Below are 12488 nucleotides of genomic sequence, written 5' to 3' on the forward strand. Positions count from 1 at the left end.
AGGTCGATGTCCTCCATCGGGCATGCCTGTCCCATCCGTCGCACTCTCGACGGTCCCTCGCCGTAGGCCGGCGCCGGTATCGCCGCCCCGCGTCCGACCGCGTCGGCGCCCAAAGTCAGGACGCCACAGCGGCTGGGAAGTCGGGTTGGTGTGGGTGTCGAGCGACCTGGCACCGGATCGGCAGTGAGGTTGGTACGGGGCGCCGAGCGAGCCGAGTGACAGGACGCGGAACCGGTGGAGCGGGCACGCCTCCCGGTCACCCGCGAGGAGTCCACTGACTCTCAACATTGGGCTGCCTATGGCGGTCAGCGCGTCTCCCGCCGGCCTTCGATGGCTCCTCGCCGTAGCGGGCGCCGGTGCCGCTGACCATCATCCCGCGGTGTCGGGGCGGGATGACGATGTCGTCCGGGTGGTGGGGGGAGTTGGCTTGGCTGGTCGGTGCGGGGTCAGGGGAGGATCAGGAGGGCGTCGCCTACGCCGCGTTCGGTGCCGTCGGAGGGGTGGTTCACTACCTTGCCCTTGACGACCATGGCGCTCGACCCGCCGCCGTCAAGGTTGATGGCCTCACGAGCGCCCAGCCAGAGCATCAGCTGTGCGGCCTCCACCATCGAAGCTCCGACGGTGACGCCAGGCTTGCGGCCGTCGACGGTGGCGAGGATGAGCTTGCCCGACTTGGTGACTCCGGCCATGGTGCGAGGGTGCCGCCGGAGGATCATGTTGATGTTCGCGTGCCCGTCGGCCTTGGCGGTGATGTGTTCGCGGCCGTCGCGGACCAGGCCTACCCCGCCGCCGATGATGCTGGTCTCCGGGGTGAGGGGGACGCCCTTGCCGGTGCGCATGTCCGTCACCTTGGTGGTGACCTTCAGGTTCCACTTCTCCCAGGCGTGCGCCCAGATCCAGTCGGACATGATGCCGGTGCCGTGCAGTACGCGGGTCCCGCGCGCCACTTTGCCGCCTGCGGGGCGAAGGGTCAGCACCTCGCCCTGGTCGTCGAGGACGGCCTCGGCTCCCTCGTCGGAGGGGGTCTTCTCTCCGAACTCCTCGGTGTAGAGCACCAGCTCGTCCGGCTGGGCCGCGCGGTTGACGCCGTTGATGGTCGTCCTCTCCCCGTCGGCCGAGGTTGCCGTAACCGTCGTCTTCACCTCGGTGATACGAGCGGTGCGCCCCTTGAGAATCAGGGCGCTGCGGCCTTCGACCGCCTCGCTGAGCAGGCGGCCGTCGACCACCGAGACGCCCACGGGCTCGCCCCGGAGGTTCTTGTCCGTGTGGATGTTGAAGAAGCCGCCGTTGACCGCGGCTATGGCGCCTTCTTTCTTGGCCATGGACGAGGGGGTCTCGCGCTTGGCGACGCTGGCTCCGATGCTGGAGTGGTAGGAACCGGTGAACGCCCGAGGATCGACGGTGAGCACCCGCATGTCCCAGGGACCGGTGGTCTGCAGCCCGTCGTCCCCGAGGAAGTCCACCTTCGCGGAGATATCAGCCTCTTTAAGCTTCTTAACTACCTTTTCAGCCTCATTGCGCTCTTCAAGGGTCCAAAGCCCGATGCGTACCGTGTAGCTGGTCCCCTCGGGAAAGTCGGCGACGCCGGGGCGGGTGAACTGCTGGATGCTCGCCTCGAATCCCGCGTTCAGGGCCGATTCCGCCGCCGCCTCCGCGGCGGCCTGGGAGCCGTAGTCCTTGCCCTTCATGAGCACCGACACCGTGTATCCATCGGTCGGCGTTCCATAGAGCACGCTGAACAGGTCGATGCCGGACGCGACCGCTCTCTGTTCCTGGGTGACGGCACCCGGCTGCCCGAGCGGGAAGTTCTCCGACGGCAGTCCCGATTGAGTCGATTCGGCGATCGCCGGCGCGGGGACGGTGGCCGCGAGGAAGGAAAGCGCGGCAAGACCGGCGATGAGGCGACGTGGCATCAAGGGCTCCCGTGGGTGATCTACTCCTTGACGCACCATGGTCTTGGCAATGACACGCCAGGCGCCCGCAAACACGCCCACGTCTACGAGAATGTAACCGGCCGTTTTTCCGGATCCGGAAATGAGCGGGCCCGGCGCGAATCCGCCCGGCTCCTGCGGTCGCGCGCAACGCCGCGTTACGGTTCGCTAGCCGCGATCACCGAGCGAGCGGCACGACCCCGTCACGGAGGAGCCCGGCCAGGCGTTTGCCGTCGAGGCCGTGGACGGTGACGCCGTCGGCGCCGGTCATGGTGTCCCCGGCGACCAGGGCGTTGACGATCGCCTCCTCGGTCGCCTCGATCACGGCGTAGAAGAGCGGATTGATGTAGTCGTCCGCGAGCACGGTCACGTCGAAGGTGCGCGGCGGATCGGCGTCGAGCGTGTTGGCCGGGAGGTTGCGGTTGGCGGTGGAGAAGCACAGGAAGCCGTCCCCGCTGGAGTTCTCCCCCGCGCCGCCCGTGCGCGCGATGCCCAGCCCGGCGCGCTGGGCGAGCCTGCGGCACTGGTGGGGGAGCAGCGGCGCGTCGGTGGCGATGATGCCGATGATCGACCCGGCGCCCTCGAACTTCGGCGGCGTGGGCCTCGGCACGTCGTCGAGATGGCGGCCGACGGGAACGCCGTTGACGGTCAGGCGCTCGCGTGACCCGTGGTTCGCCTGGACGAGCACGCCCACGGAGTAGCCGCCCTCATCCTCGCCGAGAACGCGGGAGGCGGTGCCGATGCCGCCCTTGAAGCCGTGGCAGATCATGCCGGTGCCGCCACCGACGCCGCCCTCGGCCACCGGCCCGGTGGACGCCGCGCGGTAGGCGGCCTTGACGTGCTCCGCTTTGACGTGCTGGCCGTCGATGTCGTTCAGCGTGCCGTCCCAGGTCTCGCCGACCACGGGGAGGGACCAGGCCTGACGGCCCCTTCCGAGGGAGGCCACCTCGATCTCCACGATCGTGTCCCGCACCACTCCCACCGAGGCGGTGTTCGTGAGCCCGATCGGCGAGGCGAGCATGCCGAACTCGTCGAGGAAGGCCATGCCGGTGATCTCGCCGTTGCCGTTCAGCCAGTGGAGGCCCGCGTACACCGGCTCGTCGAAGGCCGACCCGCCGTGCGGGAGCACCACCGTGACGCCGGTGCGCACCGGGCCCTCGCCCACGACGCGGGCGCCCTCGCCGCGTACGAGGGTGGTGTGGCCGACCGTGACCCCCGCGACATCGGTGATGGCGTTGTACGGCCCGGGGGCGCCGGTGCCTATCACGATGCCGTGGTCACGTGCGCGCAGGGGCGTGACGTCGCCGAGGCTCAACGGATCTCCCTTCGGAACGACTCCAGCGCCAGCAGGGCGACGTGGAGGGACAGGCAGGACTCGACGTCGTCGAGGTCGGTGTCGAGGATGCGCTCCAGGCGGCGGAGCCGGTCGTAGAAGGCCGGCCGCGACAGATGGGCGCGCTGGGCCGCCACGGCCTTGTTGCGTCCCGCTTCCAGGTACGTACGCAGGATGCCGGTGAGGTCGCCGCCGCGATGGGCGTCGTGGGCGAGTAGCGGTCCGAGCTCGCGCTCGGCGAAGGTCTGCAGCCTGGCGTCGTCCCGCAGGAGGTGGAGCAGGCCGCGGAGCCGAAGGTCGGGCAGCCGGTAGAACGGGCGCCGGTCAGGCTGGCGGGCGGCGGCCTCGGCGACCTGCTCGGCTTCGAGGAAGCTCCGGCGTACGTCCCTGATGGACTCGACGACGGAGCCGGCCGCGATGACGAACGGCGCGGCGAAGGCCGTGCGCAGCCGCTCGGCCAGGGTCGTGAGCGCGCCCTCGGCGAGCGCGCGGGGAGGCAGGGGAAGCAGGACCCCGACGCGGTTCTGGTCGAGGGCGCCGACGAGGGCGGGCAGCTTGGAGTCACGGCAGGCCGCGGCGGTCGCCTCGGCCAGCTCGCCAAGCTGGGCCTGGAGGTTCAGTGCCGTCTCGGTCGGGTCGGTGAGCCGGAGCACGACGCTGATGAGCTTGCGGCCGGTGAGCGGGACCCCGACCGCCCGCGCGCGTGCCGCCGCCTCCTCGGGATCGGCGTACGCGTGGGTCAGGATGCCGGTGATGATCGTGCCGTGGGCCTGGCGTTCCAGGCTCTCCTGGTGGCGTTCCAGCAGCCGGCCCAGGGCGAGCGTCGTGGCGGCGCGCTCGGCGAGGACTATGTCGCGCGGGCCGGGTGCGGACTCGCAGATGAGGATCAGCCGTCCCCAGTCGTGGCCGCGCGCGCCGACCATGGTGACCAGCCAGCCGGACGAGGTGTCGTAGGCGGTGCGCTCGCGGGGGGCGACCGCCCGTGACCGGGCCTCCCAGTTGGCGAGCAGGATGCCGGTGTCGCGCCCGGTGGACTCGCAGGCGAGCACCTGGTGGGCGAGGTTCTCCAGGATCGCGGGGCGGGCCGACAGGCGGGAGACCTGTGTCAGCACCTCGGCCGGTGACGCACCCTCGACCGACAGCTCGGTGAACACCTCGTGGAGATGCTCGGAAGCGCGGAGCTCCTCAAGCTGGATGTCGATGATGCGGGCGTGCACCGACTCGGTGATCTGTACGAAGGGTGTCTCGCGGGCCAGTGTGACGAGGGGGAGGCCATGGGTCTCCGCCGACTCGACGACGGCACGTGGCAGTTCGCGGATGAACCTGCGGCCCAGTTCGACGATCAGGCCGGACGCGCCCACGGCCGCCAGGTCGGCGATGTAGTCGGCCAGTTTGTCCGGCTCGTCGGGGAGCGCGACGCCGGTGGTGAGGATGAGCTCGCCCCCGCGGAGCAGGTGCGCGATGTCGCTGACCTCGCCGACGTGCACCCAGCGCACGCGCGTGTCCAGCCGGTCGGCGCCCGCGACGACGCGCGGGTTGCCTCGGCGGACGGCGTCCAGTGCGAGGACGTCGGCCAGGGTCGGTAGCATATGTCCGAGCCTAGCCGATCACCATGTAAGACCGACCATACACTCCCTGACAGAATGTCGGCTATTGGACGGCACCGCCGACCGCTCGCCGACCGGGGCGGAAGAGCGCTCTGCCTGGCGGAGTGGAGCGCTCACGTCTGGTGGGGGCGAGCGCCCACGTCGAGGCGAGCGCGCCCACGTGAAGGCGAACACTCACGTCTGGCGGAGGCGGGCCTCCAGGCCGTCGAGGATGGAGATCAGGCCGAAGTCGAAGGCCAGGTGCCGGGCCCTGCTGAAGTCGATTCTCTCGTAGTCCTCATAGCGGGCCAGCAGCTTGGGGTAGTCGGCGGCGGCGACCCGCATCTGGGGGCGGATCGCCTTCATCCACTCCTCGGCGTCCGCGCTCGACCGGCCGACGGTGTTCAGCCAGCTGACCTCGGGCATCGTGGCGCCCAGAGTGTAGGAGAGGAGGGAGGCCGAGGCGTATTCGAGGGTCATGCCGGTGAAACCGGCCAGCTCGAAGGCGTTCATCAGCGTCGTCCCGACGGCCAGGGCGTTCGGCCCGAGGCTCGGCATGGCTCCGATGAGCGTGACCGACCAGGGGTGTTCGAGGATCGCGCTGCGCAGGCCGTAGGCGAACGCCGCGGCCGCGTCACGCCAGCCGGTGACGGCGGGGTCGGGGATGCGCGCCTGGCCGTAGACCTCGTCGAGCACGAGCTCCAGCAGCTCTTCCTTGTTGGCCACGTGCCAGTAGATGCTGGTCGCTCCTGAGCCGAGCCTCGCCCCGAGCTTGCGCATGCTGAGGGCGTCCATGCCTTCGGTGTCGAGGAGCTCCATCGCGGCCCGGACGATCTGCTCGCGGCTCAGCGAGGGTTGCTCCCGTGTGCGCTTGGCGGGCGCTTCGCGGGACCAGACCGAGGTGAACCCCGTCTTGCTCGGCAAGGATGACTCTCCTTCGTTCGCCCCAAGGCTAATCCACTCGCACGCTGTACGACTCTCATCGTACGCTGTGCGAGTGAACTCGAACGCTGTACGAGAAGAGCACGGAGACGCGCCCGGGAAGAATCCCCGGCGCTGGTGGATCCTCGCCGTGCTGTGCCTGAGCCTGCTGGTGCTCGTCGTGGACAACACGGTGCTGAACCTCGCGATCCCCTCGCTCATCCGCGACCTGGGCGCGAGCCCGGCGGACATCCAGTGGATCATCGACGCCTACATCCTGGTCTTCGCGGGCCTGCTGCTGACCGCGGGGAGCCTGTCCGATCGCTACGGCCGGCGCCGCTTCCTGATCATCGGGCTTGTGGTGTTCGGCGGAGCCTCGGTGGTCGCGATGCTCGCCCAGGAGCCGTGGCAGCTGATCGGCGCACGCGCGCTCATGGGGGTGGGCGGGTCGTTCCTGATGCCGAGCACCCTGTCGATCCTGATCACGGTCTTCGACGACTCCGAACGCCGCAAGGCCTTCGCCGCCTGGAGCGCGGTCGCCATGGTCGGGGTCATCGCCGGGCCGACCCTGGGCGGGTTCCTGCTGGAGCACTACTGGTGGGGCTCGGTGTTCCTGCTGAACGTGCCGATCGCCGCCGTCGCCATCCTCGCCGCCGTCCTGCTGATGCCCGAGTCCCGCGCGCCCGCCCGTCCAACCGACCCCCTCGGCGCGCTGCTGTCCACGGTCGGCATGACCGCGCTGGTCTACATGGTCATCGACGCGCCCCGCGAGGGCTGGACCTCGGCCCGCGCGCTGGTGGCGATCGCCGTCGCCGTCGTGGCGCTCGGGGGCTTCGTGATCTGGGAACGGCGGACCGACCATCCGATGCTGCCACTCTCGCTGTTCCGCGACCGTGACTTCAGCGGCTCGTCGTTCTCCATCGTGCTGATGTCGTTCGGCACCGGGGCGCTGCTGCTGATGCTCACCCAGTACCTGCAGTTCGTGCTGGCGTACGGGCCGATGAAGGCGGGCCTCGCGCTCCTGCCGTACGCGGTCGCTGCCGCGCTGTTCAACGGGGTCGGCGCCGGGCTCGGTCAGCGGGTCAGCAACCGGGTGCTGATCGCGGTGGGCATGCTCGTGATGGCCGGAGGGTTCATGGTGCTGGCGCTCATCGGCCCGTCCGACGGGTACGGCCGGCTCATCACCGGCCTGCTGATCATGGGCATGGGCGGTGGTCTCGCGGGGCCCGCGGCCTACGCGACGCTGATGGGGGCGGTCCCGCCGGACCACGCGGGCGTCGGCTCGGCGCTCAACGACACCGTCCAGCAGGTCGGCATGGCGCTGAGCGTGGCCATCCTCGGCAGCGTGCTCGCCGGGGTCTACACCGCGCGGATGCCCGAGAGCGCCCCGGCCGTGGCGAGGGACTCGATCGGCGCCGCGCTGCGGCTCGGGGACCCGGGGCTCGCGAAGACGGCCCGTGAGGCGTTCGTGTCGGCGATGTCGTTCGGCTCGTGGGTCGGCGTCGCGTTCGCCGTCGCCTCCGCCGCGCTCGCCTTCGCGGTCCTGCGCCCCCGTACGGCTCCGGTGGCCGAGCGCCGGCCCGAACCCGTGTCCTGACCGGGAGCGTGGCCCGACCGGGAGCGTGGCCTGGCAGGAAAGTCTGAGCTCAGGCGCCTGCGGGCGGTGGACGTACGCCGCCCGCAGGCGCTTGGGAAATGTCCGGACATCATGTCCACATGGCTTCAGGACGATAGAAGGTTGGGGGTGGCAGCATGTAAGGTGAATTCGCCGTACGCCGACACCTTGGAGGTGGGAGCGATGCCGATAAATCGACATAATCGGACTATGTCGGACCTTCTTCCGCGCCACCGTGCGGTCATGCCCAACTGGTTGTCCCTCTATTACGACGAGCCGATCGAGATCGTACGGGGGAAGGGCAACCGCGTCGTCGACGCAGAGGGCCGCACCTACCTCGACTTCTTCGCCGGCATCCTCACCAACATGATCGGGTACGACGTGCCCGAGGTCCGTGAGGCGGTCGAGCGCCAGCTCGCCACCGGGGTCGTTCACACCAGCACCGTCTACCTGCTGCGCGCGCAGGTGGAGCTGGCCGAGAAGATCGCGCGGCTGTCGGGCATCCAGGACGCGAAGGTCTTCTTCACCAACTCCGGCACAGAGGCCAACGAGACGGCCCTGCTGCTCGCGACGTACGCCCGCAGGTCCGACCAGGTGCTGGCCATGCGCCAGAGCTACCACGGCAGGAGCTTCGGCGCGCTGTCGGTCACGAGCAACCGGAGCTGGAAGAACAATTCGCTCTCCCCGCTCAACGTGCACTTCCTGCACGGCGCAGACCGGCACCTCCCGCAGTTCCGCGGCCTGTCCGACGCCGACTACATCAAGGCCTGCGTCGAGGACCTGCGCCACGTGCTCGCCACCGCGGTGGGAGGCGACGTGGCCGCGCTGATCGCCGAGCCCATCCAGGGGGTCGGCGGCTTCACCATGGCCCCCGACGGGCTGTTCGGCGCCTACAAGGAGGTCCTCGACGAGGAGGGCATCCTGTTCATCTCCGACGAGGTGCAGACCGGCTGGGGCCGCACGGGCTCGGCGTTCTTCGGCATCCAGGACCACGGGATGACGCCCGACATGATGACCTTCGCCAAGGGCCTCGGCAACGGGTTCGCGGTCGGAGGCGTGGTGGCCCGGGGTGACCTCATGGACGCCCCGCACGCCATCGGCCTCGCCACCTTCGGCGGCAACCCGATCTCCATGGCCGCAGCCAACGCGACCCTCGACTACGTGCTCGACCACGACCTCCAGGCGCGTGCCGCCGTCACGGGCGCGATCCTCCTCGACGGCCTGCGCGAGGCGCGGGGCCGCCTGCCGATCCTGGGGGACGTCCGGGGCAAGGGCCTCATGTTCGCCCTGGAACTGGTCGACCCCGCGACCGGCGCGCCCGCGCCGGAGCTGGCCGGCCGGTTCATGGAGGAGACCAAGAAGCTCGGGCTGCTGGCCGGCAAGGGCGGGCTCTACGGCAACGTGCTCCGCATGGCCCCGCCGCTGACGCTCACCGAGGACGAGGCGCGCGAGGGTCTGGGCATCATCCTCACGGCACTTCAGACGATCAACGAGGAGAAGGTCAAGTGAAGCGGGTCACGCACTGGATCGGCGGCGAGGAGGCGGAGGGGAGCTCGGGCCGGCGGGCCGAGATCTTCAACCCGGCCACCGGCGAGGTCGCGGGGCACGTGGACCTGGCCGGCCCCGAGGACGTCGACGCGGCGGTGGCCGCCGCCGCGGCCGCGTTCCCGGCGTGGCGGGACGCCTCGCTGGTGAAGCGGGCGCAGGTGCTGTTCCGGTTTCGCGAGCTGATGTACGGCCACCGCGACGAGCTGGCCGCGCTGATCAGCGCCGAGCACGGCAAGGTGCACTCCGACGCGCTGGGCGAGGTGGCGCGGGGGCTGGAGGTCGTGGAGTTCGCCTGCGGCATCCCCCACCTTCTCAAGGGCGGCTTCTCCGAGAACGTCTCGACGAGCGTCGACTCGTTCTCGATCAGGCAGCCGCTGGGGGTGGTCGCGGGGATCACGCCGTTCAACTTCCCGGCCATGGTGCCGATGTGGATGTATCCCCTCGCGATCGCCTGCGGCGACACCTTCGTGCTGAAGCCCTCAGAGCGCGACCCGTCCGCGTCGCTGCTGATGGCGTCGCTGTGGAAGCAGGCCGGTCTGCCCGACGGCGTGTTCAACGTCGTCCAGGGCGACAAGGTCGCCGTCGACCGGCTGCTGGAGCACCCCGGCGTCCGCGCGGTCTCCTTCGTCGGCTCCACGCCGATCGCCCGGTACGTCTACGAGACGGGGACCCGGCACGGCAAGCGGGTGCAGGCGCTCGGCGGGGCCAAGAACCACATGCTCGTGCTGCCCGACGCCGATCTCGACCTGGTCGCCGACGCCGCGGTGAACGCGGGCTTCGGCTCGGCGGGGGAGCGGTGCATGGCGATCTCGGTCGTGCTCGCGGTCGACCCGGTCGGCGACGAGCTGGTCGACAAGATCGTCCAGCGCGTGAGCACGCTGACAGTCGGCCCGGGCGACGACCCCGACTCCCAGATGGGCCCGCTGGTCACGGGGGCGCATCGCGACAAGGTGGCCTCCTACCTCGACACCGCGCTCGCGGAGGGCGCCAAACTGGTCGTGGACGGGCGCGAGACCCCGATCAAGGGCGGCGCGACCGCCGCCGAGACCCCGGGCTTCTGGCTCGGGCCCACGGTCATCGACAAGGTCGCGCCGGGGTCGGCCGTCCATCGCGACGAGATCTTCGGCCCGGTGCTGTCGGTGGTCAGGGTCTCCTCGTACGAGGAGGGCCTTCAGATCATCAACGACGTCGAGTACGGCAACGGCACCGCCATCTTCACCAACGACGGGGGCGCCGCCCGGCGCTTCCAGAACGAGGTGGAGGTCGGCATGGTGGGCATCAACGTGCCGATCCCCGTGCCCATGGCGTTCTACAGCTTCGGCGGGTGGAAGTCCTCGCTCTTCGGTGACACGCACGTCCACGGCACCGAGGGCGTCCACTTCTACACGCGCGGCAAGGTGGTCACCTCGCGCTGGCTCGACCCGAGCCACGGCGGCGTGAACCTCGGATTCCCCACCAACAAGTAGCCCGCTCGCCTCGATCCGCCGACGGCCCCGTCCGAGTTCTCTTCTCGGGCGGGGCCATCATGGTCCGGCGGCCGCCCTCCGCGCCGGAACGTCCTGACCGCCTACGTTCGTCCCTCCGGACGGCGTGTCGGGCTCTGGACAAGCCGTTTATCCGATTAATTCCGATGCATGCCTTCACTTGTATTGATACGGCATTTTCGTCGGCCATTCCGGGGGGGCCTGGCAAAGAACTCCACGACGCCGGGCAGGTATGTTGATCAAATGGGAAAAAGGTCTGCCCAGACCTCCCGGGCCTGTCAAAGAGTTTCTCCCGGGCGTGACTTCATGAGAGGCCGGGGGAGAGAATGAAGAGTGGCTACTTTTATGAAACGGACTCTGGCGGGCAGCGTGCTCGCCGGAGCCGTTCTCGTTTACTCTCCTGCTCCTGCAGGTGCTGAGGCAAGAACTGCCTGGCCAGGCAACCAGGCAGTTACCGGAAATGCGCGGGACGGCGCGACTTCTAGAACATCGGCACATGTACGCAAATTCACCCCAAGGCGATCCAAGGCGCTCGATTACTGTACGCCTATCTTGTGCCCGATTCCGCCGATTCCGCTGACTCCGTCGGGCACGACCATTCAGTCGGTTGCCTGGCCCCAATCCGTCCCGGTCGCGCCCAACACCATCCCGCTGTGCAGATTCTTTGGCCTGCCGCAATCCCTCTGTAAGGTCCCGCCGGCACCTGCGGGGCCACCCGGCCCGGTGGGACCGGTAGGACCGGCAGGTCCTCCCGGGATCAACGGCGCTCCTGGTCCGGCGGGCCCGGCTGGTCCCTCTGGTCCCGCAGGTCCTCAGGGTCTTCCTGGCGTCGACGGCGCTCCTGGTCCGGCGGGCCCGGCTGGTCCCTCTGGTCCCGCAGGTCCTCAGGGTCTTCCTGGCGTCGACGGCGCTCCCGGTCCGGTGGGTCCGGTGGGTCCGGTTGGTCCGGTTGGTCCCGCAGGTCCTCAGGGTCTTCCGGGCTTCGACGGCGCTCCCGGTGCTCCGGGTGTCGACGGTGCTCCCGGTCCGGTGGGTCCGGTGGGTCCGGTTGGTCCCGCAGGTCCTCAGGGTCTTCCGGGCTTCGACGGCGCTCCCGGTGCTCCCGGTGTCGACGGTGCTCCCGGTCCCGTGGGTCCGATGGGTCCGGTGGGTCCGCCTGGAGTTGACGGCGCTCCCGGCCCGGCTGGTCCTGTGGGTCCCCCCGGGGTCGATGGTGCTCCGGGTCCGGCTGGTCCCGTGGGTCCCATAGGTTTCGTGGGCCCGGCAGGCCCGGCAGGCCCGCAGGGTCCGCCCGGAGTCGATGGCGCACCGGGGATCGACGGTGCTCCAGGTATCGACGGCATCGATGGTGCTCCGGGTCCGGTGGGTCCGGCAGGTCCGCAGGGTCTGCCTGGGGTCGACGGCGCTCCCGGCCCGGCAGGTCTGCCTGGGGTCGATGGTGCTCCGGGTCCCGTAGGACCGGCAGGTCCGCAGGGTCTCCCTGGGATCGATGGTGCTCCGGGTCCGGCTGGTCCGGTGGGTCCGGTGGGTCCCGCAGGTCCGCAGGGTCCCCCTGGGGCCGGTAGCGTTCCCGGTCCGGCAGGTCCGCAGGGTCTGCCTGGGGTCGACGGCGCTCCCGGTCCGGCAGGTCCGCAGGGCCCGGCAGGTCCGGCAGGCCCGGCAGGTCCGCAGGGCCCGGCAGGTCCGGCTGGACCGCAAGGTCCCGCTGGTCCTCCTGGACCGCCCGCCCCCACCACGACCGGCCAGGCGACCGGGGGACCGAGCACCGGTTCCCCTGCTCCCCAGGCGCCCCCGACCGGCGGCCTTGTGCCGATCGTGGGTCTCCCGGCCGGTGTCGTGGTTCCGCTCACCGCGGTCCCGGCATCGCCCTGCGGCGGAGGTTCGAGCTACGGCTACCCGGTCGTCTACTCCGTCTGCGGTGGCTGATCGCCTCTGACGTCCGAAGGGTGAAATAGACAGAAGGGGTGGGGGGCGCCGGGGGGGCCCCCCCCCCCCCCCCCGCTCCGGAAAGGACGCGATGCGGCCCGGCCGGGGCCGGGCGGGAGCGCCGGGGCCCGCGCGAGCGCCGGG

At 70.3% G+C, this 12488-nt stretch carries 7 protein-coding genes; 3 read left to right on the forward strand and 4 right to left on the reverse strand.

The features are described 5' to 3' along the window. Positions 1–446 precede the first annotated feature (446 nt). From AB0B89_RS30345 to AB0B89_RS30360, 4 genes are all read right to left on the reverse strand, one after another. Positions 447–1913, reverse strand: coding sequence for a phosphodiester glycosidase family protein (locus tag AB0B89_RS30345; RefSeq protein ID WP_358559640.1), 1467 nt, complete (start codon positions 1911–1913; stop codon positions 447–449). 196 nt (positions 1914–2109) lie between these two features. Then, positions 2110–3246, reverse strand: a complete 1137-nt coding sequence (locus AB0B89_RS30350; protein WP_358559642.1) for a P1 family peptidase — start codon at positions 3244–3246, stop codon at positions 2110–2112. Further along, entirely contained in the window at positions 3243–4853 is a 1611-nt protein-coding gene (locus AB0B89_RS30355) for a PucR family transcriptional regulator ligand-binding domain-containing protein (protein WP_358559644.1), read from the reverse strand. Before AB0B89_RS30355 ends, AB0B89_RS30350 begins: the two co-directional genes overlap by 4 nt. A gap of 192 nt (positions 4854–5045) precedes the next feature. Then, positions 5046–5774 carry a TetR/AcrR family transcriptional regulator C-terminal domain-containing protein gene (locus AB0B89_RS30360; protein WP_358559646.1) on the reverse strand — a complete coding sequence of 243 codons (729 nt, stop codon included), beginning with the start codon at positions 5772–5774 and terminating at the stop codon, positions 5046–5048. A gap of 73 nt (positions 5775–5847) precedes the next feature. Between AB0B89_RS30360 and AB0B89_RS30365 the strand changes: the two genes are divergently transcribed. The 3 genes from AB0B89_RS30365 to AB0B89_RS30375 all read left to right on the forward strand — a co-directional run bounded on the left by AB0B89_RS30365 (position 5848) and on the right by AB0B89_RS30375 (position 10400). Further along, positions 5848–7368, forward strand: coding sequence for an MFS transporter (locus AB0B89_RS30365; protein WP_358559648.1), 1521 nt, complete (start codon positions 5848–5850; stop codon positions 7366–7368). A 228-nt stretch (positions 7369–7596) separates the two neighbouring features. Continuing rightward, positions 7597–8895, forward strand: coding sequence for an aspartate aminotransferase family protein (locus AB0B89_RS30370; protein ID WP_358559650.1), 1299 nt, complete (start codon positions 7597–7599; stop codon positions 8893–8895). Beyond that, positions 8892–10400: a CoA-acylating methylmalonate-semialdehyde dehydrogenase gene (locus AB0B89_RS30375; protein WP_358559652.1), complete on the forward strand. Its 1509-nt coding sequence runs from the start codon at positions 8892–8894 to the stop codon at positions 10398–10400. The genes AB0B89_RS30370 and AB0B89_RS30375 overlap by 4 nt, the downstream gene beginning before the upstream one ends. Positions 10401–12488: the final 2088 nt, after the last annotated feature.

The sequence above is a fragment of the Sphaerisporangium sp. NPDC049002 genome (assembly GCF_040649355.1).
GTDB lineage: Bacteria > Actinomycetota > Actinomycetes > Streptosporangiales > Streptosporangiaceae > Sphaerisporangium.

Coding starts and splice junctions, on each gene's coding strand:
- AB0B89_RS30345 (WP_358559640.1), bottom strand. CDS start 1,913: ATGCCACGTCGCCTCATCGCCGGTCTTGCCGCGCTTTCCTTCCTCGCG.
- AB0B89_RS30355 (WP_358559644.1), bottom strand. CDS start 4,853: ATGCTACCGACCCTGGCCGACGTCCTCGCACTGGACGCCGTCCGCCGA.
- AB0B89_RS30370 (WP_358559650.1), top strand. CDS start 7,597: ATGTCGGACCTTCTTCCGCGCCACCGTGCGGTCATGCCCAACTGGTTG.